The organism is Candidatus Eisenbacteria bacterium (genome assembly GCA_013140805.1).
GTDB lineage: Bacteria > Eisenbacteria > RBG-16-71-46 > RBG-16-71-46 > RBG-16-71-46 > JABFRW01.
The window spans coordinates 1-25,866 of sequence record JABFRW010000010.1 but is presented as its reverse complement, the minus strand read 5'-3'; the positions used below and the strand labels follow the sequence as shown (position 1 = coordinate 25,866).

At 66.8% G+C, this 25,866-nt stretch carries 18 protein-coding genes and 1 pseudogene; 10 read left to right on the top strand and 9 right to left on the bottom strand.

The genetic code is table 11. The features are described from left to right. Positions 1-27: 27 nt before the first annotated feature. Positions 28-3,933, top strand: a complete 3,906-nt coding sequence (locus tag HOP12_01040) for a DEAD/DEAH box helicase (GenBank protein ID NOT32732.1) — start codon at positions 28-30, stop codon at positions 3,931-3,933. Positions 3,934-4,008: 75 nt separating this feature from the next. Continuing rightward, positions 4,009-4,464 (top strand): hypothetical protein, encoded by a 456-nt coding sequence (locus HOP12_01035; GenBank protein ID NOT32731.1) that lies wholly within the window; start codon positions 4,009-4,011, stop codon positions 4,462-4,464. Between the two features lie 56 nt (positions 4,465-4,520). Here HOP12_01035 and HOP12_01030 read toward each other — a convergent pair. Together HOP12_01030 and HOP12_01025 are read right to left on the bottom strand one after the other, a co-directional pair. Further along, positions 4,521-5,076 (bottom strand): annotated as a pseudogene (locus HOP12_01030) (ATP-binding protein). Beyond that, positions 5,076-5,252: a hypothetical protein gene (locus HOP12_01025; protein ID NOT32730.1), complete on the bottom strand. Its 177-nt coding sequence runs from the start codon at positions 5,250-5,252 to the stop codon at positions 5,076-5,078. Before HOP12_01025 ends, HOP12_01030 begins: the two are co-directional and overlap by 1 nt. Positions 5,253-5,463: 211 nt before the next feature. Between HOP12_01025 and HOP12_01020 the strand changes: the two genes are divergently transcribed. Then, positions 5,464-7,611, top strand: a complete 2,148-nt coding sequence (locus tag HOP12_01020) for a hypothetical protein (protein NOT32729.1) — start codon at positions 5,464-5,466, stop codon at positions 7,609-7,611. 57 nt (positions 7,612-7,668) lie between these two features. Here HOP12_01020 and HOP12_01015 read toward each other — a convergent pair whose 3' ends face one another. Beyond that, positions 7,669-8,502, bottom strand: a complete 834-nt coding sequence (locus HOP12_01015; GenBank protein NOT32728.1) for a hypothetical protein — start codon at positions 8,500-8,502, stop codon at positions 7,669-7,671. Here HOP12_01015 and HOP12_01010 point away from each other — a divergent pair. Further along, complete coding sequence (locus tag HOP12_01010) at positions 8,501-8,860, top strand: hypothetical protein (GenBank protein ID NOT32727.1); 360 nt, start codon at positions 8,501-8,503, stop codon at positions 8,858-8,860. The genes HOP12_01015 and HOP12_01010 overlap by 2 nt on opposite strands. 295 nt (positions 8,861-9,155) lie before the next feature. Further along, positions 9,156-9,596 carry a hypothetical protein gene (locus HOP12_01005; protein ID NOT32726.1) on the top strand — a complete coding sequence of 147 codons (441 nt, stop codon included), beginning with the start codon at positions 9,156-9,158 and terminating at the stop codon, positions 9,594-9,596. A 157-nt stretch (positions 9,597-9,753) separates the two neighbouring features. On the opposite strand, the gene HOP12_01000 is transcribed toward HOP12_01005, so the two are convergent. After that, entirely contained in the window at positions 9,754-12,807 is a 3,054-nt protein-coding gene (locus HOP12_01000; GenBank protein NOT32725.1) for a hypothetical protein, read from the bottom strand. A 179-nt stretch (positions 12,808-12,986) separates the two neighbouring features. On the opposite strand from HOP12_01000, the gene HOP12_00995 reads away from it, so the two are divergent. Beyond that, entirely contained in the window at positions 12,987-13,505 is a 519-nt protein-coding gene (locus HOP12_00995) for a T9SS type A sorting domain-containing protein (protein NOT32724.1), read from the top strand. Between the two features lie 583 nt (positions 13,506-14,088). Here HOP12_00995 and HOP12_00990 read toward each other — a convergent pair. The 3 genes from HOP12_00990 to HOP12_00980 form a co-directional block, all read right to left on the bottom strand. Next, positions 14,089-14,691 carry a transcriptional regulator gene (locus tag HOP12_00990; protein NOT32723.1) on the bottom strand — a complete coding sequence of 201 codons (603 nt, stop codon included), beginning with the start codon at positions 14,689-14,691 and terminating at the stop codon, positions 14,089-14,091. Between the two features lie 86 nt (positions 14,692-14,777). Further along, positions 14,778-16,892 (bottom strand): hypothetical protein, encoded by a 2,115-nt coding sequence (locus tag HOP12_00985; protein NOT32722.1) that lies wholly within the window; start codon positions 16,890-16,892, stop codon positions 14,778-14,780. A 19-nt stretch (positions 16,893-16,911) separates the two neighbouring features. Then, positions 16,912-18,795 carry a hypothetical protein gene (locus HOP12_00980; GenBank protein NOT32721.1) on the bottom strand — a complete coding sequence of 628 codons (1,884 nt, stop codon included), beginning with the start codon at positions 18,793-18,795 and terminating at the stop codon, positions 16,912-16,914. Between the two features lie 195 nt (positions 18,796-18,990). On the opposite strand from HOP12_00980, the gene HOP12_00975 reads away from it, so the two are divergent. Together HOP12_00975 and HOP12_00970 are read left to right on the top strand one after the other, a co-directional pair. After that, the gene (locus tag HOP12_00975; GenBank protein NOT32720.1) at positions 18,991-21,387 is read left to right on the top strand and encodes a hypothetical protein; all 2,397 of its coding nucleotides are present in this window, start codon (positions 18,991-18,993) and stop codon (positions 21,385-21,387) included. Positions 21,388-21,391: 4 nt separating this feature from the next. Further along, positions 21,392-22,579: a vanadium-dependent haloperoxidase gene (locus HOP12_00970; protein NOT32719.1), complete on the top strand. Its 1,188-nt coding sequence runs from the start codon at positions 21,392-21,394 to the stop codon at positions 22,577-22,579. A gap of 40 nt (positions 22,580-22,619) precedes the next feature. On the opposite strand, the gene HOP12_00965 is transcribed toward HOP12_00970, so the two are convergent. Next, entirely contained in the window at positions 22,620-23,072 is a 453-nt protein-coding gene (locus tag HOP12_00965) for a hypothetical protein (GenBank protein ID NOT32718.1), read from the bottom strand. Between the two features lie 333 nt (positions 23,073-23,405). On the opposite strand from HOP12_00965, the gene HOP12_00960 reads away from it, so the two are divergent. Both HOP12_00960 and HOP12_00955 read left to right on the top strand, forming a co-directional pair. Continuing rightward, the gene (locus tag HOP12_00960; protein ID NOT32717.1) at positions 23,406-24,449 is read left to right on the top strand and encodes a GlxA family transcriptional regulator; all 1,044 of its coding nucleotides are present in this window, start codon (positions 23,406-23,408) and stop codon (positions 24,447-24,449) included. Then, positions 24,446-25,513: a DJ-1/PfpI family protein gene (locus HOP12_00955; protein NOT32716.1), complete on the top strand. Its 1,068-nt coding sequence runs from the start codon at positions 24,446-24,448 to the stop codon at positions 25,511-25,513. Before HOP12_00960 ends, HOP12_00955 begins: the two co-directional genes overlap by 4 nt. A gap of 32 nt (positions 25,514-25,545) precedes the next feature. Here the strand turns inward: HOP12_00955 and HOP12_00950 are convergent, their stop codons facing one another. Then, a complete protein-coding gene (locus HOP12_00950) occupies positions 25,546-25,839 on the bottom strand; it encodes a hypothetical protein (GenBank protein ID NOT32715.1) in 294 nt (97 codons plus the stop codon). Between the last annotated feature and the right edge of the window lie 27 nt (positions 25,840-25,866).

Below are 25,866 nucleotides of genomic sequence, written 5' to 3'. Positions count from 1 at the left end.
GGTCGAAGAACCCACTGGACCCTGCGCATGCGTTTCGGCACCATGCGACTCGTGCCCACCAAGCTTGGTTCACCCCATGCGGACTCAATCGCACACGAACTTCTCGACTCGTTTCATCGCGAGCTGACTCGCTTTCGGCAGGGCATCCAGGACCGCGGGCGGCGCTACCATCGCGCGGGTCGTGTGGGGCCACTCGCGATCGAACCCGGGCGCGTGCTGGCCGCGGTTCAAGGCGAGCGGCTCTACCGCACGAGCTGGACCGTCCATCAGTCCGGCTGGACTCCCGCGTGCTCATGCCCGGTCGCACCACGCTGCAAGCATGCCTACGCGCTCGGCCTGAGTCTCATGAATGGTTTGATCGACGAGGACCTGCTCGGGCTGGACGCAATCGACCGGCTGTTCTCGGTGATCGACGACCGCGGCGGGGCGGATGCCGCGATTCCGGCTCGACCACCCACCCGCGCGCTCTCGTCGCGCGCGCCGAAGTCGAAGCGCATCGAAGCTTCTGCTCCGCCCGTACCCGCCGAGCCACCGCCTTCCGCGTCGCTCGCCGAGCTTCGACGCGCGTTCGGCCGCACAAATCGAGCGCAGGTGTTGTCACGCATGCTCTTCGAGGCCGGAATCTCCGGCGTGGATCCGTCGCATCCGGCATTCATTCCCGGTTTCGACGAGCGCGATCCCGAGCTGCAAGCCTGGTTGCTGGCGCGCGAACTCCTGAGATGGACACTCGGCGAGCTGCCACCGGCGCTCGAACCATTTCGTGAGCGGCCGGACCTCGCGGATCGTCAGTCGAGATCGCAGCTACCCGTGCTCGACGAAGCACTGCGGAACTGGGCGAGTCGGCGTGCTGCTCGAGCAGAGCGTAGTCTTCGAGTCGTCATGAGCCTCGGCGTCACGGCTCGCGGCGACATCCAGTTCTCGATTCAAGCACAGCAGAATTCGCCCCGCCTCCGCAACGATCCGCGCACACTGGATCAACTCCGCACGTTGCAATCGGAGGCTCGTCGCCGCTCTGAACTCCTCACGCGGGAGCACGCGGAGTTACTCGACGCGTTGATCGCGATGAACGACGTGTCGGGCGGTGCCTGGTACTCGCGAGGCCGGTCGGCCTCTCCGCGCGGGGCGCTCGCGGACTTCCTGTTGCAAGTCATGCCGTCTTCGGCTGTCGTCTGGAGCGACGCGATCACGGAGTCGGTGGCGACGCGGTGCGAGATCGTGCCGGGTGAGTCGGTGCGCTTCGAACCGACCCCGGTGCGTATCGTGCCGAGCTTCGAGCTCGACCGGGATCAAGCAGTGATACGGCTCGAGGTGCAGTGGCCCGACGGGCGCCGACGAAAGCTAACGGAGGTCTTGCACTTCGCCGAACGTGGTCATGAGTCGGAGCCACCGCTGGGAGTGGTGCTCTCCGGCGGGATCTTGCATCCGGTGTCGGACTCGCCTCCCGCCGAGGTGATCAACGTGTTGCGAGGCGAAACTCCGTTGCGACTCGATCGCAAGCTCGGCGAGCCTCTGATCCGAGCACTCGCGGACGCGATTCCCACCGCCCGTCAGGCCGTCCAGACGCTCACGCAGCGCCACCGCGCTCAGCCCACGGTGCTCATGCGACTCGATCCGGACGACTGGCTGCAGCTCCGATTACTGGCGCACGGCGGCGAAGCGGTGTGGACGCCCGGTTCGCCCTCAGATCTCTCGACTCCGTCGTTCGAGTACACGCCGACCGGGCGGTGGGAGCGGGCACCGAGCACCCCGAGCGAGCGACGCTCGCTCGCAGCCACGGCATTGCCGATCGAATCGCTGCCCGTCGAGGCATTGCCTCACCCAACGGATGGCGAAGCGCCCACGCTCGAGTCATTGGCAACCGGTTCCGAGTCTGCGGGTGCCCGGCCGGTTGACGAGCCATGGTTTCATGAGCCGGATGAGAAGTGCGTGGAGCCCGCGATGCGATGGCTCGAATCGCTCGGAGCAAAGCCCGGGTCGGCTGCGGCACCGCGTGGGCGCGGGCCGGCGGCGCCCGATCCGCACCTCGGTTGGTGGGTGCGACTCGGCTCCCGAACGGTTCCAGCGCTTGAGGAGGCATGGCGAAGTCGTCCTCGCGACATTCGCTGGTACGGCAACTCCGCGATCGACCGACTCCTCGGCGGCCATCGCTCGTTGACGCCGCGGGTTCATGCGCATCGACATGGCGTCGACTTGCTCTCCGTCTCCGCCGAGTGGGAAGCCGAAGGATTGCGCGTCACGGATGAGGATTTTGCGGCGCTTCGCTCGTCGGCGCTTCCGTGGGTCAAGCTGAGCGGCGGGTGGACGCGGCGGGAGACCCTCGATGTGAACGATCGCGTCAGTGAGGTTCTCGCAGATCTCGGCGTCGAGCTGGGGGCGGGCGAGCAACAGCTCTCGGTGTGGCAACTCGCGCAGGCGCGCGAAGAGACGCTGGCGGCGTTGGAGGAGATGGGCGCCGATGCCGAGGCGATCGCCGCGGTTCGTGCTCTACGTGAACGTGTGGCGGCGTTCGAGGGGTTGCCGACGTGTGAGTTGCCGCCGGGCTTCCAGGGGGAGCTGCGTCCCTACCAGCGCCGTGGGCTCGACTTCCTGGCGTTCGCATCGTCGCTTGGGCTCGGCACTGTGCTCGCGGACGACATGGGACTTGGCAAGACGATTCAGGCGCTCGCCTGGGTGCTTCACTTGCGGGCAGCCGGCACGCCCGCTGCGCCAACGCTGGTCGTGTGTCCGGCATCGGTCCTGCACAACTGGGAGCGCGAGGCCGCGCGATTTGCTCCCGACCTTCGAGTCTTGCTGATGACCCGCGGTACTGACCGCAAAGGACGATTTCACGAGCTTGCGAACTACGACCTGGTCATCACCAACTATGCGCTGCTGCGGCGCGACATCGAATCCTGGCGGACGATTCCGCTGCTCGCAGGGATTCTCGACGAAGCGCAGCACGTGAAGAACCCCGACTCTGACATCGCGCGAGCGGTGAAGCAGCTTCAGGCCACGCATCGGCTGGCGCTCACGGGCACGCCGATCGAGAACCGCGCGCTCGACCTGTGGAGCATCGTGTCGTTCGCGAATCCCGGCTACCTTGGGACCCGCGCGGAGTTCTCGCGTCGCTTTGATCGCGCCGACGCGCCGCCCCATGCGCGTCGCCTGCTGGCCGCCAAGCTTCGGCCCATGCTGCTGCGCCGACTCAAGAAGGAAGTCGCGCCGGAATTGCCGGAGCGCATCGAGGAGCTTCGGAGCTGCGAGATGTTGCCCGCCCAGCGGAAGTACTACCTGGCCGAGCTGGCTCGCGCGCGGCGCGAGGTCATGTCGCTGGCGGATGAGGGGGGAGTCAAGCAGCACAAGATTCAGATTCTCGCAGCGCTTACGCGGCTCCGGCAGATCTGCTGCCACCCGCAACTCGCAGGGGCCACGCGCTCGGTCGGCTCCGGCAAGTTCGAGGCGCTCTTCGAACTCCTGGAGCCGCTGCTCGCCGAGGGACACAAAGTGCTGCTGTTCTCCCAGTTTGTAAAGGCTCTCGAGCTGGTGCGTGCGGAGATGCGCACGCACCGCATTCCGCACCACCTGCTCACCGGAAGTACGACTGATCGCGGGCGCGTCGTGGGTGCGTTCGAGAACGACCGGGCGCCGTGCGTGTTTCTGATCTCACTGCGGGCAGGAGGGACCGGGCTAAACCTGACCGCCGCGTCCTACGTAGTGCTGTTGGACCCGTGGTGGAATCCGGCAGTCGAAGCGCAGGCCATCGATCGCACGCATCGGATCGGCCAGGATCGCACCGTCATCGCCTATCGGTTGCTCATGCAAGGAACGATCGAGGAGAAAATCTGGGAGCTGCAACAGCGCAAGGCCGAACTCGCGAGCAGTCTGCTCGGCGAAGACGGCTTTGCGCGCAGACTGGACCGGGAATCGCTGGAGTATCTGTTTGCGGAAGAGTAGGAACCCGGCTCTCCCGCCGAACCTCTCGCCCCTTTGCACTGCGGCCGCGCCGGCGAAGCGTCGATATTCCCGCCCATGCCCCTGGCTTCGATCGATACCGTGGGAACCGCCGCCGCCGCGGCTATCCGTCGCTTCCCGATTGCGCTCGCGAGCGCGTGGGCCTGCGCCGCGTTCTTCGTGGCGATCATCCTCTGGAATGGCCAGCATCCCGGCTGGATGGCGGCGGCTTTCGCGGCGATGCTCGGCCTGCCGCTCTTCGCGGCGATCGAGCTGTGGAGCGAGCGGCGCCGAAGTGATGCCGGTGCGCCTTCGCGAGGTGTCGCGCCGCTGCTGTTCGTACTCTCACTCGCCGGCCTCGTCGCCTTCGCTCTTCAGTGGCCGCACTGGAACCAGTCGCTTCAGGTGCGCGCGTTCGTCCAGTGCCTCGTGCTCGTGCACGCGATCGCCGCGGTGCTGCCCTATGTGGGAGTGCGAGAGCCCAACGGATTCTGGCAGTACAACCGCTCGCTCCTGCACCGATTCGCTCTCTGATCGGCGACAACCATTCCTTCCGGCTGGCGACAACTATTTCTACCGTCGTTTGAGCGTCAGCTCTTGTTCTCCTTGCCCTTCTTCGATGCCTCCAAGCGGTAGCTGGCCAGATTCAGTTCAAGGATGACGCTGTGATGGACCAGCCGGTCGATCGCGGCCGCCGTCGTCATCGGGTCCTTGAAGATCGACTCCCACTTCGAGAACGGCAGGTTGCTTGTCAGGATCACGCTGCCGCGCTCGTAGCGGTCGGCGAGGAGCGCGAACAGCACCTCGATCTCCTCGCGGTTCTGCTGCACGTAGCCGATGTCGTCGATGATGATCGCGTCGTGGCTGGCCAGCCGCTTGAGCACGCGGGCGGGCAGGCGCTTGCGATCGAACGTCGCGAGGTTCTTCTCGAGCGGCAGACGCGACTCGCGCAACAGCCGCGCGATCCGGTTTGCCCGGCGCACCTCGCTTTCGCGTCGCGTCAGCTCGAGCAGGTCGCGCTCGTGCGCGAGATCCTCCTTGCGGGGCCTTGTCCGCCTGCTCCGTGTAGCACTCGCGGATCGTCGGCAGGTGCAGATCCTTCAGATGCTGCGTGAGCTCGGTCTTCAGCGCGCCGCTCAGCGTCATCAGGCACCGACCAGAAGCGCGTCGTAAGACGACAGGTTCACCTCGGCGATGGTCACCGCCGTCACCTGCGGCAGCGGATCGCCGGAGTGAACGATCCTTGAGACGGCCGCCACCGAAAGGGACTTCTCCCTCTGAATGCACGCCATCAGACGCCTCACCTGCCCGTCGGTGACCATGCAAGTCCCCCCTCACGGGGAACTTAGACGACCACCAAGTTGCGCTCCCAACGGGAGTTCTAATTGTCGCTGATCACGCAAGACTCGTTTCAGCGAAGCGCAGATCGTCGCCTTGCTGAAGGAGTGCGAGGCCGGAATCTACTGGGTCCGTCTCACGCAGAGCGCGAAACAGAGCACTACTCGGGTGGTCGTCGTCGAGTAGCATGCGGGCATGCACGCTCGCCCCGAGGGACCCGTCATCAGACTCGCTCCACGATTCGGCGCGATGCTCGCGCTGGTCAGTCTGCTTTGCTCGCCGCTGGTTGCAACGGCCTCGACGGTCCGCTACGAGCGCGTCTTGCCGCTCTCGGGCATCGAGCGGTTCTCGGGTGCCGGCGATGCCGCAGCGATCGACCTCGCCACGTGGCGTCAGCTCGCCGATGAGTTGCAGCGCGCGACCGAGACGCCGTTCACGCCGGGTGCTGCCGAGATCGCGCGCCTCGAGCGCGCGGCGCAGGTTCGCGCGGCGATCCCGCTCGCGGTGATCGACGCCCGCTACGAGCGCAGCGAACCGGCAGCAGCGAACGCCACGTCTGCAGCGCCCGCGCCCGCGCCAGTGACTCGCCGGGCATTCGCGTTCTCGCCGCTTGTCGATCGTACCTATCGGGCTGACGTGAGCTTCCGCCTCGATCCGGCGCTCTGGTTCTCGAACGACGCGCCACTTCCGCAGCAACTCACCTTTGACGCCGGCGACGGACTCGGCGCGCGCACGATCACGCCCGACGCACTCGTTCGCGTTCGCTACGCAGCCACCGGCGCCAAGCGTCTCGAACTGCGCTACCAGACCGCCGCCGGCGACACTCGCATCGCTCGCGCGACCTTCACGGTCGAGGCCCTCGCATCGCCGACCCCCGACGACACGCTGCACATCACCGCGAGCATTCCCTACCAGGGTATCGCGGCGACCGCCGATGCCTACGTGCGCCTGGCACCCGGCCACACGCAGCTCACCAATCCGGTGGTGCTCGTCGAGGGCTTCGATCTCGACAACTCGATGAACTGGGATGAGCTCTACACGCTCATGAACAAGCAGGGTCTCGCCGACAGCCTGGCGGCCGACGGCTTCGATGCGGTGGTGCTCAACTTCACCGACTCGACGGAGCCCATTCAGCGCAATGCGTTCGTGGTCGCAGAGCTGATCCAGCAGGTGCAGGCGGCGATCGATCCGTCGGCCACCCTCGGCATGATCGGCGCCAGCATGGGCGGGCTGTGCTCGCGCTACGCGCTCGCCTACATGGAGGCCAACGCACTTCCGCATCGCGTGCGCACCTGGATCGCGTTCGACTCACCGCACGGCGGCGCCGTCATTCCGCTCGGCATTCAGTACTGGGTGGACTTCTTCGCCGGTCAGTCGGCCGACGCCGCACTGCTGCGCGATCAGCTCAATCGCCCCGCCGCGCGCCAGATGCTGCTCTCGCACTACACCACGCCCGCCACTTCGACTGCGGCACCCGACCCGTTGCGCGCCACGATGCTCGCGGACTTCGCGGCGGTGGGTGACTACCCGGCACTGCCGCGCACGGTCGCGGTCGTGAACGGCAGCGGCGCTCAACAGTCGCAGGGCTTCCTGCCGGGCGATCAGCTGGTGCGCTACGAGTACAGCGACTTCCTGTTCGCAGCGACCGGCAACGTGTGGGCACTGCGCGACCAGACCAGCCAGATGATCTTCGATGGCCGGATCCGCATCTTGTTCTCGACCACCACCAGGCAGGTCACGGTGTCGGGCTCGCCGGCCTGGGACGGCGCACCGGGCGGCTGGCGCTCATCGATGGCGCAGATGGATTCGGTTACGGCTCCCTTCGGAGACATCATCGCGTTGCACGGCAACCACTGCTTCATCCCCACCGTCAGCGCCCTCGCGCTCAGCACCACCAACCCGTTCTACGACGTGCTCGGCGACCCCGATCTGGTGTCGCACACTCCGTTCGATGCGTTGTATGTGCCGGTAGGGAATCAGCCACACGTCGAGGTCACGGCGGAGAACGCGTTGTGGTTCCGGGCCGAGCTGGCGCAGTCGGCGGTGGGGGTTGCACCGCGTGTCGCACCGGGGCTGGCGCTGCGCGCGGCGCCCAATCCGTTCCGCGACGCGGTGCGGATTGAGCTGGCAATGTCGGGAGCGGGACCCGCAACCCTTGAGGTCTTCGGGCTCGACGGGCGGCGCGTGCGGACGCTGCTCGCCGGGAACGGTGTAGCTGGAGCGCGCGCAATCCTCTGGGACGGTCGCGATTCCGATGCGCGCGAGGTCCCGCCCGGGATCTACTTCGTGCGGCTCGCGGCGGATGGCGTGGCGGTGACGCGGCGGGTGGTTCGGTTGCGGTGAGAGCGCGACAAAGTGTCGGGAGATGTGCACAACCTCGTGCGACTTCACACCTGGCCGCTACGCGCCGACCAACTCCGCACTCACCATCGCCTCGAGCGCCGCCCGCAGCACATCCGCCGCCATGCGCACCGACGCTTCGTCACACTTCGCACCTGGGAGCGCCAGCTGCATCTCGGCGAGTCCCGCCTGAGTGCCGGGGTAAAACGTCCAGTCCCACAGCTGCGACTTGGCGTTCAGCACCTGGAGCGCCGAGATCATGCCGCCCGACCTGAACAGCGCTCGCGCGGCATCCGGTTGATTGGCGCGCAACACCATCGAGCGATCGAGCAGGTCGTTGCCGGTCGTGATCGGCGGCTCGGCGAGGTAGGCCATCGTCGCGGCCGCCGTCTGCGCGCGTGAGTCGCCCGCGCCTTCCGCGGCGTGCTTCATCGCCTGCTTCATCGCGAACTGCTGCAGGCCGCGCAACACGTCGGGCTCCCGGCCCGCACCGCGTGCCGCAAAGCTGAACGAGGTCCGTACGTCAACGAACACGCGCGCCACCGTTCGCACATCCTGGTCCTTGGACCATGTGCCGATCTCCATGGACCAGCGGTCGATCGGCATACGCAAGCCCGGTGCGGTGGGGATGCCGTAGGTCGGATCGAGCTTTCGGTGCTCGACTACTGTGGCGCCGAGTCGCGTCGCCAGTTCTTCGCTCGCGGCGCGTTGACGCGGGGTGTTGATCGGCGAGAACACCGAAAGGATCGTGAGGATTCCGAGTGGCGGCGCGGTCACGAAGCGCACCCAAACGTGGTCCACGATCCAGTTCGCGACTTGTGCACCGCCCACGTAGTCGAGCAGGTGCGGGTAGAACCACACGGCGTCCAGCGTCCACACGGAAAGCTGAAACATGCTCCAGACCACGATGATCCCATCGATCTTGGACGCTGAGCCGGTAGGTGCGGGGCTCAAGCTGGGCGTCGACGAATCGGCGGGGCTGCCGCCCTTCCCGAGCTGCAGGTCGAGGTCGAAGCCGAACTGGGATTTTTGCTGCGGCTCACTCATGAGTTCGCATGGCTCCCCGTGGTTCGGCGTTCGTCGGGCCTGGGCATCCGCCGGCGACACAAATATCGGCGGATCGCGGGCCGCGCATGAGCCCACAAAATCGATTCTCGATCGCGGGGGAGTCGTCCTCGGCATTGACGAAGGCGAGCTGCGGCATGCCCGCGCCGTGCTCGTCGGAAGTGACGCCGAGGATGAGGAACGGTAGGCGCTCCAGCGGATGGTCGCTCCAGGTCCAAGACCTCAATGGGACGGCACTCATGCTTCTTTGGCGGGTCCCGGCGGGCGGGCGAAGTGAAATTCCTAGCGGTCCGCCGGGAAAGGGCTAGGCTGGCTCGCGCGCGGATTCTGGATGGTGCTGCCGATCAGGCCGGAATTCGGTGCGCGTGACGTGGTGCAAGGAGAGGCGGGGGTTTCGAATGTGTTCGAGCGGGACCTGTTCGTCCTTTCGCGCGGATCGCCTCGACCGGGATCCGTTGGGCCGATGCACGAGGAGGCATGTCATGAGACGACTGATGATGGCGGTCTTGATGTTCGCATTCGCGATGACGATGAGCGGCTGCTACGCCGCACGCGTCGAGACGGGGCTGACGCCGTCGACCCAGGTCATCAAGAAGGACTGGGCGGCCTGCTGGGTGTTCGGACTCGTGCCCCCTCCGACGCTGCAGATGGCGTCGTACTGCCCGAACGGCGTGGCAGTCGTCGAGACGCAGCTCTCGTTCCTCAACATGGTGGTCGGCAACCTGACCTTCGGGATCTTCACGCCCATGACGATCCGGGTGACCTGCGCCGAGAAGTCTACCTCGTCCTTGGTGGAGCCGGCCTTCGACTTCGCACTCCAGGTGAACGCCTCCGATCGCGAGATTCGCGAGACTTTCAATGACGCGGCGCGGATGGCTATGAAGACCGGCCGTGCCGTTCTGGTGCAGCTTCCGTCCAACTAGAGCATCGGGGGGCCGCGGACTGAGATCGTCCGCGGCCCCCGTCGGTTCTGGCCCGCGACCCGCGCCGCGCAAGGCTCGCCGGGAACACGACGCGTCCGGGCAAACGACGCGGCACCGGCGGCCGCAGCGCAACCGCCGGTGCCGAGCAGATTCGCGACTAGCGCAGTCGCACTGCTCGCACGGTGCGCACGACGGTTTCATGACCGCCGCGCACGACCGCTCGCGCGAAGTAGAGCCCCGCGCCCGCGGTGCTCGGCGCATTGGCATCGAAGCGATGTTGCCCCGCGGACAGACTGCCGTCCTGCAGCGTCGTGAGTCGCCGACCTCGCACATCGAAGAGTTCAATCGTCACCTGCGCCGCTTCCGGCAGTTCCAACGCAAAGGCGAGCGAGCGCGAAGGCGATCCGGGGCTCGAAAACTGCAAGGCGCGCCCGGACGAGGCAACGGGTGTTTCGGGAACGTCCACGATCGGCTGGACGATCTTCACCCACGCGCTGGCTGGGCCATAGACGATCTGCATGGAGTTCATCACCGGGACACCATTGAGCGTGAGAAGGTCGAAGGTGCCGGTATGCGACGCGTAAGCGAGCACTTGAAAGCTGTCACCTACGACCGGGGTGAAGTTGGGCAGCGCGTTGAGGTGAAGCGCTCCCGCGATGGTCATGGAGCCCGAGGAGGTGATCGTGTCCCGCTCTCCGGCCGCAAAGTTACCGACATCGAACAGCGTGTGGCTACTGGATTGCATCACGAGTCGCTCAAAGTGAAGGTCGTTCACCGAAGGACCCGGGTCGATTGTGCCATTGTTGACCGCGGTTCCGACCAGCGTGCCGTTTCCAGCGAGCCGCCCGAGCGGCCGGATCAAGAGCGGGCTCGTGACCGCGTTCTCGATGAAACCGCGGGTCATCGCAACCAGACCGTTGACGCGCGTGCTGTCGGTGCCGTTCAGGTCGACCTCGACGCCGGGTCCGATCACGAGCGCGCCGTCGATCGTGACGCCGGAGGCGAGCGGTGCACGGCCGAGCGTCACGTCGCTGGTCGGAAGAATGACGGCTCCCGAGTCCACCTGAATGCTGGCCTCGAGTCGACCGAAGCCGACGAAACTGCTCCCGGGTTCGAAACGGAAGCGCGTGCCGTTCATGCCCTGCCCTACACCGAGCACCGGGCCCCTGAAACTGATTCCCGACGCACCGGTGGAGAGGATTCGCCCGACCGGCCGGATCGGGCCGCTGATCCTGCCGGTGCCCGTGACGCGTTTGTCGAGACCCACGTGAATCCCGCCTGGCGGGCCGTTCAGCAACCCCCCCGTGAATTGCACGTTTCCGACCACTGCCGAATCGGCATCGTGCAGGGTCACGACGAATCCTGGCACGTCGAGAGTGCCGAGGAAATGGAATCCCAGCGGAGACGTGTCGCTTCCCAAATGCATGAACCCATCCGGCGTGATTCGGCCCGTGGTATCCGCCACCGCAAAGATCGAGGAGAGCGCCTGTCCGGAGCCGACGATTTGTCCACCGGCGATCGGCTGGATCACTCCGCCCAGCGTGTTGCCGAGGTCGAGGTCCATCACTCCGCGATTGATGAGCGAACCTGCCAGGTGCAGCACGGCGTCCGACGAGACATAAAGTTCGCCGGTCGGCCACACGTTGCCCGAGATTACCGGGCGGTCGAGCCACAGGTCGGCGTTGTTATAGACGCGCACGATTCCGGGTGCGTTGCTCGCACCGGAGGACAACCCTGCCAGCTCAAAGGTGTCGGTCACGTGTACGGACGTTCCCGTGCCAAGGATGTTCACGCTTCCTTCGCTACCGGGCTGAGTGGCGATGCCGAGCGAATGGACCGTGGCCTGGCTTCCGTCGCTGGCAGAGAACTGGCCTTGTCCCGCGCGGCCGACGAGCAACGCGTGGTCCACGATGAGAGAGCTGCCCGCGTGTTTCATGGTCAGATCGCCGAAGTTGTTCGCGCCGTCACCCACGATGGCATTGAAGTCATGCACCGTGAGATCGGAACCGTAGAGGACCGACAGCCCGCCCAAGCCGTTGCCTCCCACGTTGAGGGCGGGAGCGGTTGGGCTGTTGATGACGGCCTGCGCGTTGTCGTGCAGCTCTAATATCGGGACTCCGGTCGCGCTGCCAATCGTCAGCGGATTGCCGTTCAAGTCGAGCGTTCCCCCTCGCACTTGCAGGTAGCCACCCGTAAAGTCCAACTCGGTTGCGGGATTGCCCACGAACAGCGAGCCGGTTTCGAAGCGCGCGCCTTCGCGAATCTCGAGTTCACCGGCGCTGCCATCGGGGTCGAAAAGGTAGGTGCTGCCGGCGACGTCGGCGACGCCGCCACTCTGGACCGAGAACAGGCCCGAGTTGGCTGCGGTTCCTGCCAACTCGTTGTGTGCAACGTGGAGGTTGCCCCCGACATTCAGGCGGGCGCTGTCCGATGCGCCCAGACCAGCCACGACAAGGGTTCCAACTCCGCCGAAATTCTGGCCCATGAACATCGAACCAGTGACGTCCATCTTGGCGCCGAACAGCACGCCCGCATGGCCGGTGCCGTTCGTCCCGATCTCCATCGGGTCGGTGCTGCTGTTGTTGACGATGAATCGCGAGCGCGGAAACGGAGACGTCGATGACACGCCCGAGACCACCAGCGTTCCCTGGCCGCCTGGAAGCATGCCGAACTCAGGTGGGTTGGCGAGCGTCACCGTAGCTCCGTCCAAAATGTTGAAGATGCCAGCGCCCTGGTCCCCGAACGAGGTCCGGCCGGTGGCAGAGCTTGCGGTGACACTCGTGCCGGAACCGGTCACGGTGAGAGTTCCCTGGTGGCCGGCCGGCGCCGCGACATAGAGATTCCGAAGCAGGGTCAATGATCCAGTATCGATCGTCAGTTTCGCGGTGTCCCCGGTCTGCGCGATACCGAGCAGCGTGGTGGCCGTGTGCGCGGTCGGAAATCGGAACGTTACGACGCCATCCCGCAGGCCGAGCTCGTCCGACGCGGGCACCGCGGAGCCGAACGTCACGGTATAGGTGTTGTTGAGCGGGAACAGGAGCCGGTCGATGGCCGCCGGGACCTGAGCGGGATTCCAGTTGTTCTGCACGCCCGCGGCCCCGCCGGCGACGTTGATCCAGTCGAGGTTGGCGGCCCGGACGAAGTCGGCCAGTAGCAGCTGAAAGCTCAGCACCAGGCCGAATGCTGAGGCGATGCGGCGAAAGTTCTTCACGGATCTCTCCTACAAAGCATGGGGAGTGGTCCGACTTCTCGGGACCCAATAGCCAACCCGTGGGGGCGGCTCAACGCGGTCCAGCGGCAGCGGCGGGACGTGAGTACTGGCGACGGAATCGAGCAGGAACGGACATGCGTCTCCGAGCTCGAGGGGAGCGAGGCCCGCCACTCGCCGCCATGGACGACCGTTACCAACCCGCCGAGCCGGACCTGGCCGGAGCATCGACCGCGCGTATCGCTGAGCGCCGAGCCTTCGCCTTCACGCGGCTCCGCCCTCACACTTTGGTGTCGCACACGCCGTTCGACGCCGTGTACGTGCCGACCGCGAGTCAGCCGCACGTCGAGGTCACGGCGGAGAACGCGGCGTGGTTCCGTGCGGAGCTGGAGCAGTGCGAGGTGGGGGGGGGCGCGCGGGTGATGCCGGCGCTCAGCCTGCGCGCGGGGCCGAACCCGTTCGGCGGCACGCTGCGCATCGACTTCGCGGTTGCGGGAGCGGGGCCGGCGGCGCTCGAAGTGTTCGGGATCGATGGGCGGCGCGTGCGGGCTCTGCAGTCGGCCGCGGTCACGAGCGGAACGCGCGCGGTGTCGTGGGACGGGCGCGACGACGGCGGCCGCACGGCTCCGCCTGGCGTCTACTTCGTGCGGCTCTCGGCGGACGGGGTGGCGGTGACGCGGCGGGTGGTGAGGTTTTGGTGAGGGGGCCTCACGACCGCCACGGCCCTCCCGGATTCCACGCGCCATTCGATCGGCGGTCATGCCGCAGATCGTCGAGGATTGGGAGCAGGAACGCGCCGAGCAGTGCTGGGTAGTCAGACCGTCGTGGCACTGGCCACACCGAGTCTTCCAGACCCATTTCGATCTGCAGGATCAAGCGCGCCTTGCCGCATCGCGCCGGCAGTGTCACTCGGGTGCCTGCGTACTCGTCTCCCTCTCGGATGGCCTCGATCTGAATTGCGCCTCCCTCGAACTCAACCGCGTCTGGCGCGACCGCTACTTCGCAGACCGCGCGCAGGTCGCGGGAGATCGCGTCGAACGAACCGTCCCCTTTTGCGCAACAAGTCCAAGTCGCGCGTGGCTCGGTAGGGCTGGTCGGCCCACAGGCGCAGCAGCATTGCGCTCTTCAGGACGAAGCGGTCACCGACTTCGGACACTCCGAGCCGATAGAGAAAGCGTTCGAAGCAGTAGCTCGTGAGAAGCGTTTGGTAGTCGTCGCCGGTTTGCTTCGCACGGTTGAGGAGTCGCGCGCTCACTGACGCAGCGAGGCCCAAGCTTCTCGGCGTCATGCGATCGAGTCGAGGTACGGCTGCATGACGCGAGCGACCCGGCAGATGCGCGCGAAGCGCGCCAGGTCGTCCGCACCGCCGCGCTTGCGTCGACTGAAGTCGCGCAGGGCCTCGACGGCGACGTCGATTCCGACTTTGTTGCGGTACTTGAAGCAGTCCGCGACCGTCTTCGCGGCCGAGTACATCCGCACCTCGACCTTCTCCAGTCGATGTGTCTCGATGCCTTCGGTCAGCGCTGCGCCCGAAAAGCGCGCGACTCGCAGCCTCGGATAGTCGAGCCGTGGTCTTCTGGCTTTCTCCGGCAGTGCGATCCACACCTCGGCCGGCGCCTGAGTCGTGAGTCCGTGGAATCGCAGTGCCGACAGCAGGCAGAAGACGCCGCCCGGCACGCGTTTCGCGAGGTGGGCAAGGGTGTGCTCGGCGGTCACCGGGTGCGCGCTGGCCACGTAGATGCCGCGTGCCCTTCGCTCGATGAGCCCGTCGCACACCATGTGGTGAAGCCGCGCCCTGGGGATTCCGTGCGCTTCCAGGTCGGCCGGGCGTGCGATGCCCATTCGTCTGAGAATCTTGAGGATTTGGTCGTTGTCTGGCGCTGTCATGGCAGGGGGGACCATACAAAACGTCGGGGGTTATGCGCAACCCCCGACGTTTTGGACCGCCAAAGAGCCTGAACGAGCGAGCTCTCCTACCCCGCCACCACCTCATCCACGAACAGAATCGCCGAGTTCCCGCGCTTCCTCCCCGACGACACGCTGCGATTGCCCCTGAGCTGCCACACGATCTCGTAGTCGTAGTCCTGCGAATCACCCGGCAGCATGAACTCGATGCGTTCCGAGAGCTGCTGCTTGCCCACGTTGAGCATCGCAGTCCTGGTCTGCTCGGCGCCGCCGAGCTTGTAGAACACCTTGACCGAGATCGAGCGCACTTCGGCACGCGCGACCGCATCGGCGTCGGCCTGCAGCTCGATCGAGCGGCGCTGGAACGGGGCAGCCAGCGCGAGTGCTCCGGCGCTGGCCTTCTTCCACGGCTGCGCCATTTCGGTGCCGCCGAAGAAGCTCCAGGTCGTCTGGTATTCGTAGTCCATCCACTTGCGGCGGTCTTCGTCGCCCTTCCAGCCGTAGAGCAGCTTGAAGTTGTTGCCTTCCTTGTTGAAGTTGATTCGATCGATCCGCACTTCGTCAGTCGAGGCTTCGCCCTCCTGATGCGTCTTGCGCATGCGCACCGCCGCGAAGTTCACGTACTCACCGAAGTCCTTGGCGTTGAGCCCGTCCACGAACACCACGAGTTCCCGCTGCTTGAACAGCGGGTCGTCGAGATTGACCTGCCGGAAGTGCGCGGCATCGCCGGTGAGCGAGCGCAGGTCGCCGATGTTCTCGTCGAACCGCAACGTCAGCTGGTCGCTCGTGAACTTGTTCAAGTCCAGCTTGAAGGTGCCGCGCTGCCGCACGGTCTTCATCTCGTAGGACGCGAGGATCGCCATGCCCGGCATCTCGGACTCTTCGCGAAGCACCGGGGGAGGGCTCGCGGGGACGGCCGCCTCGGCGGCACGATCCGCCGCGCGCTCGGCGGCCGCGGATTCCTCGGTGCGAAGCGGCGCCTTGAGCGCCATCGGCGAGCCCCACACGTCGTCGCCTGTCCTGGCCGCCCGCGCGTCGCGCTCACGTGCACGCTTCTCGCCCGCCGAGTCGGCGGGCTTCTTCGCCGTGCCTGCGGCCGTGTCTCTGACGGCGGTTTGCGGTGCGACGGCGACTGCCGTCGCGCGAGCTGCTCGCGCCGCTTCGTCCGCCTTGCGGGCACTTTCGCGAGCTGCCGCATTCTCCGCGCGGACCTTGTCGTTCTCGCCCGACACGCGCGCACGATTCTGCGCCAGCATCGCGGAGGCGCGATCGAGCAGGCTCGGCGCCGCGGTCGTGCCGAGCAGGCCCAGGGTGGGTGCACTCGTGCCCGGCGCGGGCGCGAACATCATCTCCGAGATCTTGTTGTAGGCGGTGGAGAGGATGGCTTCCATCTGCGCGTCGGTGCCGACCTGCGTCACCTTGATGGCGCTCGAACTGCGCAGGTCGTCGAACGCCGTCTGAATCTCGCCCGCGAGCATCGTGGTCGCGACTGCGGCGCCGAACGACTTGTGCTGGTAGATCTGATCGAAGTCGGCCTCGATCGTCGCGCGCGCCGGTGAGCGATAGCCGCCGAGGTCCATCTCGAAGCTGAAGGTCACGTCGGGGGCGGCGGTCTGGAACGACTCCCACAGCACCTTGGAGCCGAGCTTCGTCAACTGGATCGACACTGCGGCCTTCTCGCCGTCGAGCAGTGGCGCGTTGCCGAGTCCGACGACCTGCGTGCTCAGGTTGCCCTTGGTGTCCTTGAACGACGACACGAGCCCGACCTTGCCCGACTTGAACAGCACCGGTCCCACCAGCTTGGCGCCGGGTCGCGTGCGCTGGAGTTCTCGCTGCGCGTTCGAGACCTGCTCGGGGCTCACGCTCAGTTGGACGACGGCGTGCACGATCCCTCCGCCGGTGCCTTCACGCGCCTCGGGCTGATCGGCGCCCGAGCGCACGTTCTCGACGTAGCGCAGGAACGAGAACTGCGGCCGCCCGCTGGCGTCCTTCGCGAGCTTCGGCTTGTCGACCACGTAGTAGTACGTCGTCGCGTCGTTCAGATCGGGGAACACCACCAGCTCGCCGGCCCGTATCGGCTTGTCGAGCAGGATCTGCTGTGCCCACGCCGAACGCGCGGCGCCGATCGAAGCGAGCAGCAGCAGCGCGGCCGCCACGCGGGCGAAACTCTGGGTCGCGTTCATGCCATGCCTCCGATCGGGTTCACTTGCGACACGAGGCCGACACGCGGACCACACTCATGTTGACGCGTGCGCGATCGGAATCGCCTCTGCCTTCACTGGAGAACGGCGAAGCGCCGCTCACATCGCCGAGGAGCTTGCCGCTCGCGGGCGAGAACACCATGCCGAGGCCCCTGGCTCCGGGGACTGGATTGACGTCGGCCTTGTCGTCTTCCGAGTAGTCGAGCTCCATGAGCTCGAACAGGATCGGCACGTCGAGCGTGGCGGCGGGAGCGAGCGGCTTGAAGTCCGCTGCCGACCACACCAGCCGGGTGTCGGTGTCGAGCCACGTGTTCACGGCGTTGTTGGAGTAGATCGTCCGACCATTCGCCGTCACGGTGACGCCGCCGAGTTGCCAGCCGTCGGTGCCGTTCTTCTCGATCGCGAGGCTCGTGATGTCGCGCATGCGCGTGCCGGGCTTGACCGTGAACGAATAGGTGTCGTTGGCCCCGTTCTCGAAGTCGTTGCCGGGGTGGTAGGGGAACTCCAGGCGCAGCGTGTTCGAGAGCCGCAGGAACACGTCATCGTCGGTGCCCGCGTCCGAGATCGTGCCGGTGCGCAGCTGCACGATCAGCGAAACGAGCAGCTCCTCCTGCGGTGCCGTCGGCAGAGACTTGGTCATGGTCCACGGCGCGTAGGGCGACCGGCCAAAGTCGAAGTTGTCGTGCTCGTCGATCAATCCCGACCAGAAGTGCTGCCCGCCGATCACGGCACGGCTGTACCAGTCGAGTTGCCCGCCCGCGGGACCGTCGCCGGTATCGATCGCGTCGATCCGATGGACGCGCACCTGCACGAAGTCCACGTTCTCCGGCGCGGCGCTCGGCAGTACGGGATCCACCGGCCCGTGGTAGTCCATGGTTCCCCAGCTCAGCAGCAGGCGCCGCGCCTCTTCGCGCAGTTCCGTCGCGTTCGCGGTGACGCAGCGCTTCACGCCGATGTAGCTGAGTACCGATTCGAGCAGCAGATCGGGCGAGGTCCCGGCAGTGCTCGACTTGAACGCGTCGAGCCCGGTCGGGCCGCCGTTGCCGTTCCAGTGGCCGCCGTAGAACGAGATCCGCCGCGCGTGGTCCCAGTCGTGATCGGGATTGAACTTCGGGTCGCCGGCCTTCATGGCAGTCCACTCTGCGTCGGTGACGAAAGTCCGGAACAGCCGCACCCACTGACGGGTCGCGAAGTAGGCGCACAGGTAGCCGGCGGTGTGGCGCGGTCGGCCTTCCCAGTCTTTGTTCAAGTAGGTCGCGTCGCTGTTCCAGTCGCCGTGGGTGCGTTTGGGGAACCCGCCGCCGCCGGGCCAGGTGGTGTAGACGTGGAGCTTCTCGCGCACCGAGCGGTCGACCGACAACCAGGTCGGATGCGTGCCATAGGCGGCGAGCTTGCCGCTGCCGAGCGGATTGTCGGCGCCCAGCTCGGCCCAGTTGCTGTGCGTGTAGAAGTCCTGAACGTTGTGCAGCGACATGCCGAGCAGCGCGAGTCGCCGCAGCAGATCCCCCTTGCCGGTCGGGTTCTGCACGTGGTGCTTGGTGTTGTAGAGCAGCGCGTCCCATTTGCGCGCCACGTTCGCGGTCGAGTCCAGCTCGTCGAAGTGCTGATCGTCGGCGGCCTTGAGAAGCGCGGCCGCGTTGTTTCGGCAGTCGGTGTCGAGCGCCTTGGTGATCGCCTTGTTCCCGATGAACTCGTAGAAGTCCACCATGAAGTTGGCGCTCTGGATGGTCTTGATCGCGCGCGGCGAGAAGCCCTCGGCGCGCAGGATGTCCTCGGTCATGTCGAAGTGCAGGGCGGTATCGAATGCCCGGGCGCTGCCCGTGTGCACGCACAGCGCGGCCACCAGCACGATCGCCGGGGTCCAGATGTGGCGGGTGTGGCTCATGTTCGGCCCCTCCGGGTGGAACCTCTGAAGGCTCCTTACGTCCGAGCGGGCGGGGGAGAACGGGCGGCGGGCAAACACTTTGTTCGGTTGGGGTCGCCCATACGTTCTCCCTATTGACCACCGGTCCCGCCAACGCGCCCTCGAGCGCCGCCGCGTGCCTCGCCAAGACCCCGAAAGCCGCCACGGAGGCCGCTCATGCTCTCATCCGTTCGCTCACTTCTCGCCCCCTCGAGGCTCGCCCTGGCGGCGCTCGCCGTGGCGTTCGCCGCCACTCTCACCGCCCCGGCGCGTGCCGACGATGCCGCCGCCGACTTCATCGCCAACGTGAACCTGGTCGGCAACCGCTGGTGCTACGGCTCGACGGTCGAGCTGGGCGGCACCTTCACGCTGCTCGCCGCCTTCACCGACGGTTTCGGGCGCCCGGGATTTCGCAGTGCGGTGAACGGCGATCAGGTCATGAAGAATGCGACTGCCTCGGATCTGAACCTCGGCGGCGGAGTGATCGTGCCGGCGCTCGCGATCACGCTTGAGCCCAAGCTCAACAACAAGTTCACGGTCATTCGCTGGAAGGCGCCGGCGGCGGGTGCTGCCACGGTCATCGCGCGCTTCTCGCGCTGCTCCCCCAATTCGTTCCAGGCCACGCAGGTCGCGGTGCTCCACAACAATGCGCGCATGTTCAGCCGCTGGATGGTGAAGGACGTGTCGGGTTCGGTCACCACTTCGGTGACCCTGACGGTGGCGGCGGGCGACCTGGTCGACTTCGTCGCCGGGACCGGCGACGGCAATGCGACCGGCGACGTGATCGCGCTCGACGTGACTGTCAACATGGAGCCGACGGTCAACCCTGCGGGTCCCGTGATCAGCTTTGCGGGTCAGCGCTTCGTGGCGTGCGCCGGCGACTCGGCGAACGAGTCGGTGGCGTTCGATCCGATCAACCGCCGCCTCGCCTCCAACGGCATCATCCGCTCGCTGTGCGGCTCGGCGCTCAGCAACGGGCCCGATGGCGCGCCGGGGCTCGCGTGGGACCCGCGCACCAACACCTACTGGCAGATCACCAACGCGCGCGTCGTCAAGCAGTGGAGTGCAGCCGGTGCGTTCATGGGCAACCTGTTCACGATCCCGCTCACGTTCTCGGTGCCGGGCTGGGGCGTCGACACGCTCGAAGCGCCCAAGGGCATCGCGGTCGACTCGAACTTCGTCTACGTGGTCGACGCCGGTGATGTGGGAGTTCAGGGCCAGATCAAGGCCAACGAGTGGTTCAAGTTCTCGCGCACGGGAACGCCCGTGAAGTCGTCCAAGCTCACGAACTTCCACGCGAATCTCGACCTGAGCCCCGACGCGATCGTCGACGACGTGCTCTACATGCCGTTCACCGCCCCGTTTCTCAAGGGCAAGCTGATCATTCCGCTCGAGCACAGTGGCATGCAGGTGATCGACACCGAGGGCAACTTCGTCGCCAAGTTCCGCTGGACCGACGCCAACGTGCCGGCCGGCCTCAAGCTGTTCGCGTTCACCGGCATCACCATCGATCCGCTGACCGGCAATCTGTATCTGGTCGAAAACGACGGTGGCGGCACCACTCAGATCTGGACGCGCATTCCGGCCGCCGGCGCTTCGTACTACGCGGTCGGCACCGGCTTCAACGTGCCGCGCCTGCAACTGCCCGCGGTCGGCTGCAATCGCCCGCTGTGGAAGGGCATGCCGAGCGATGCGTCGCTGGTGTTCGGCTGTTCCTATCGCAGCGTCAATCAGACCGTCTACGGCATGGACTTCGGAAGCTCCGAGATCTTCCGCTTCACTCCCAGCACCGGCGCCGGAAGCCGCGCGCTGCGTTCAGGTGTCGAGAACAGCTGGGCATTCGCCTATGACACCGATCGCGATGTGTTCTACGGCGCGACCGAGTTCTCGGGTGGCCCGCGTCTGATCGCGATCGATCCGGTGACCGGAGTGAGCGACCCGCGCCCCGGCGTGATCGGATTCGGTCTGCAGGACATCGCGTTCAATTCGCTCGACAAGAAGGTCTACGGAGTGAGCGGCGCGCAGTTGATTCGCATCGACCGCGATACCGGAGTCGGACAGGTGGTCGGGCCGACGCAGGGTGTCTCCGGCCTCGACTTCGACGCCGTGTCGGCTCGCCTGATCGGCATCCAGAACTCGGCACCCGGTGGTGGCGCCAACCTGTGGAGCATCGACCCGTCGACCGGCTCTTCGAGTCTGATCGCGAACGTGCCGACCAACAGCGGCTGGGAGGGACTCGCGGTGGTGCCCGTTGCTGCGGCCGGCGTGGTCGCGGTGTCGGACGCGCCGAGCGCCGAGTCATCTCAGTTCCTGACCGCGTGGCCCAATCCGTCGCGCGAGGCTGTCACGCTGCGCTTCAGCCTGCCGATCGACGCGCAGGTCACCGCCAGCGTGTTCGACGTGCAGGGACGACTGGTGCGATCGCTGGATTCGAGACGCCTTCAGGCGGGTCCGCATCGACTCGAGTGGGACGGGCGAGGCGAAGACGGCAAGCGCGTCGCGGCCGGCGTCTACTTTGCGCGGGCGGAGTTCGGATCGAACGCACTCATCACAAGGGTGGTGCGCATTGACTAGGTTCGTGACGTCGCTCGTGCTCGCGTTGCTCGCCTGCGCATCGCTGGCGTTCGCCGATGTCGTGACCGATGCCAACGCGCGCGCTGCCGAGATCGCCTCCCGACAACGCCCCACGCCGCCCGCGGTGCGGACCATGGCGATCGTCCAGGTCTCCGTGTTCGAGGCGGTGCGAGCGATCACCGGGCGCGCCCCGTCGTTCGTAGCGAACGTCACTGCGAAGCCCGGCGCGTCGGTCGACGCCGCGGTCGCGGCGGCCACTCACACCGCGTTGCTCGAACTGCTGCCCGCCGAGAAGCCCGCGATCGAGGCGGACTACCAGGCTGCGTTGAAGCCGCTCGCGGACGACCAGGCGAAGCTCGATGGCGTGACGGTCGGCGAGCAGGCCGCGCGGGGCGTGCTCGCTGCGCGCGCCGACGATCGCGCGACCGCCCCGAACACCTACCTGCCGCGCACCTCGCCCAGCGTCTACGTGCCGACGACGCTGCCGGTGACGCCGCACTGGGGACTGCGCAAGCCGTGGGCGATGCGTAGCGGCGATCAGTTTCGGCCTGCGCCGCCGCCCGCGCTCGAGAGCGCGGCCTGGAAGCGTGACCTGGCCGAAGTCCGCGCGGTCGGTGCGTCAAAGAGCACGACGCGCACCGCCGAGCAGACCGCGATCGCAAAGTTCTGGGAGGCGACCGCACCCTCGATCTACTGGCCGGTCGCGCGTGCCTACCTGAGCGCTCGCACGCCCGACGTCACCGAGAGCGCGCGCCTGCTGGCCGCCGCAGCGATCGCCATGGACGACGCGCTGATCGCGGTGTTCGACGCCAAGTACGCTTTCAACTTCTGGCGCCCGATCACCGCGACTCGAAACGCTCCGGCCGGCATGCGCGAGGCCGGATGGGAGCCCTTCATCGATACGCCGATGCACCCCGAGTATCCGTGCGCTCACTGTGTGATCTCGGGCGCGCTGGGCGCGGTGCTCGAATCCGATCTCGCAGGTGCCGCCTCGCCCAGGCTCCGCTCAACGAGTCCCACCGCACCCGGAGTCGAACGCGAGTGGGCCACCCCTGCTGAGTTCATGAAGGAAGTCGCCGAGGCGCGCATCTACGACGGCGTACACTATCGCAACTCGGCCGAGGTCGGCACCGCGCAGGGCAAAAAGGTGGCCGAACTGGTGATGGGGAAGTTCCCGCGCGCGAAGCGGTGAGCGAGCGGCTTCCACCGCCTTCGGCGCGCCCGAGATCTCGCTACGAGTCTCGCGGTGCTTCTCCGAGTGCTTCGAGATCCGCCAGATCGCGCGCTCGACCCACGGCCCGCTTGTTCTTGATCAACTGCTCGCGCCCGAGAAAACAGCACTCGGCATCGCCCATTCGACCCGCAACTCGGGACTTCCAGGCTTCCGGAAATTCGAGTGCGGTGAGCGAAGTCAGCACGTCAATTCGGCGCGGCGGCAGTCCGATCTGATACACGAGATTTGGAGCAGAGAGGTCAGCGACGGACAGATCACCGAGCGGCGCTCCGAACGCCTTCAGCGCCGCATGGACGCGTTCGGCATTGGAGGGCGAGGGATCGATCCACAGGTCGAGGTCGCCGGTCGCCCGCGGGCGCGCATGGTGGGCGAGCGCATAGGCGCCGACAACCAGGAAGCGTGCCTCAGCCGCGGATAGTTCTCGTAGTAGCGCGATGAAGTCCGGGTTCATCCGTGGCCCCCTTCAATCATCTGCCAGAGTTCGAGGCTGAGTCGCCACGACTCGAGCACCCGCTCATCAGGAGTGAGCGCCGCCCAGTACTCTCGGTCCGCGCGATCGCTCTCGATTCCGAGCGTCAGTTTTCGCGTGCTGGTGATTCTCGGATTCGTGAACTCCATGGATCGGAAGAATAGCACGCGCTCGATCTCGAGGACTCCGGACGACGCGAGGCTTACTGGACCGATCGTGAGCCTTGCAGGCTGCCGGTCGGCGCGCCTGCCCATGGCCGAATTCGTGGGTCAATTGTCATTGTGGCCAGCGGCGATCCCCGGCATTCTGCCGCTCATGAAGCCGCGCAAGCCACGACGCATCGCCATGCTGGCGTTTCCGGACGCACAGATCCTCGACGTCACCGGGCCGCTCGAAGTCTTCGCCCGCGCCTCGCGCTGGCTGCGCGATCACGGCCACCGCGTCGATGACGCCTACCAGGTCGAGATCATCGGGCTCACGCGCGGCTGGATTCGAACCTCCTCGGGACTGCGCCTCCACGCCGATCACGGCATCGCGCAGGTCGGGCGCGGCATCGACACGCTGCTGATCGCGGGCGGCGTCGGCGTGAAGCGGTACCGGTCGTACGCGGCGTTGTTGCGTTGGATCCGCCGCCAATCGACCTTCGTGCGCCGCCTCGCCTCCATCTGTACCGGCGCTTTTCTGCTGGCGGAAGCCGGACTCCTCGCCGGGCGGCGCGCCACCACGCACTGGAGCTACTGCGCGAGCTTCGCGGGTGAGTTCCCGGGGGTGCGGGTCGAGCACGACACCATCTTCGTGCGCGACGGCGCCGTCTACACCTCGGCCGGCGTCACGGCGGGCATGGACCTGGCGCTCGCATTGGTCGAGGAGGACTTCGGTCGCGAGGCGGCACTCGCGACCGCGCGCGAGCTGGTGATGTTCCTCAAGCGTCCCGGCGGTCAGGCGCAGTTCAGCGCACAGCTCGCCGTGCAGCTCGCCGAGCACGAACCGCTGCGCGATCTTCAGGCCTACATCCAGGAGCACCCTGATCACGAGCTGACGATCGAACGGCTCGCCCGCCGCGTCTCGATGAGCCCGCGCAACTTTGCGCGCGTCTTCACGCGTCAGGTTGGCGCCACACCTGCGCGCTTCGTGACGTCGGTGCGCGTCGAGACCGCGCGGCGACTGCTCGAGGAGACCACCGAGCCGCTCGAGGCGGTGTGCGCGAAGAGCGGGCTCGGTACGCCCGAGTCCATGCGCCGCGCGTTTCTGTCGGCACTCGGCGTCCCACCCGGACGCTATCGCGAACGCTTCAGCCGCTCGGCATCTGTTGCGATTCCCAACCCGCGCGCCTCGCGCGCCACCCGGAGGAGTGTATGAACGCGTCAGCCCGATTCCGTGCGCGGTCCTTACGCAGTTTCAAGCCGTTCGCGCGCGTCGCGGTGCTGGCACGCGTCGCGGTGCTGGCGCTCGCCACGCTGTTCCCGGCCACCGCTCGACCGGCTGCCGCGGCGCCGCCGACCACGCGCTACCAGATCGCGATCCTGGTATTCGAAGGCGCCGAGATCCTCGACTTCGCGGGACCCTACGAGATGTTCGGGGCGGCGAACTGCGACGTGTTCACGGTTGCCGCGAGCACCAGGCCGGTCACCACCGCGATGGGACTCACCGTGGTGCCGCGTCATTCGTTCACGAGTGCCCCCAAGGCGGACGTGCTGGTGATTCCCGGCGGCCACGTCTCGGACGTCCGCAAGCACTCGGCGACGCTCGACTACATCAAGCGAGTCTCGTCGCGCGACGCGATCACGATGTCGGTTTGCAACGGCGCGTTCATCCTGGCCAGCACCGGGCTGCTCGATGGCCGCTCCGCGACCACGACGTACGGCAATCTCGAGCGGCTCGGTCGCGAGTTTCCGAAGCTCAAAGTGGTGCGCGACCAGCGCTACGTCGACAACGGCAATCTCATCACCACCGGCGGCCTTTCGGCCGGCATGGACGGCGCGCTGCACGTCATCGCGCGCCTGTTCGGCACCGGCTACGCGCAGGCCGTCGCATTGGGAGAGGAGTACGACTGGCAGCCGGAGCCGCGCCTTGCGCGCGGGGCACTCGCCGACGGCGAGATCCCGGAGCTGGGGCTCAGCGAGACCGGAGACTGGGAGCTCGTCCGCACCGAAGGCGACACGCGTCAGTGGCACGCGAGTGTGAAGGGCAAGCTCAAGATCACGCGCGTCGAGTTCACGCAGCGCGCCGAGCGGGCGCTCGAGAAGGCGGGGTGGTCTAAGCGCGCTCGCGCGGGGGCCTCGGCCGCCAAAGCGACCGGTTCGCGCAGCGAGTGGCGCTTCACGGGCCGCGACGGCAAGCCGTGGACCGGTTCGATCTCGATCGAGGGCGGCGCGAAAGCCGGAGAGCCGCTGACTGCCGAGATCCGGGTGGCGAAGGAGTAGCGAAAGCGCAGCGAGTCGTCGGACGGCGCGAACTAGTCGCCGCTCGCCAGCGCCTCCAGCTCGACCCAGCGCGCGAGTGCCTCTTGCAGCTCCGCCTCGATCGCCGCGACTTGCGATTTCGCTTTCGCGATCTCGGGCCCGGGTGCCGAGTAGAACTCGGGTGAAGCCATCCGTTCGAACAGCTGCCGTTTGCGCGCTTCGAGTTGCTCGATTCGCGCCGGCAGTTCGCCCAGCTCGCGCTTCTCCTTGAAGCTCGCGCGTCGGGGGGCGACGGCGACGCCCGCCGCCTTCGCGCGCGCCGCCCGGCGACCACCGCGCGGTGCCACCGCCGCCCGCTTCCGCCTGAGCCAGTC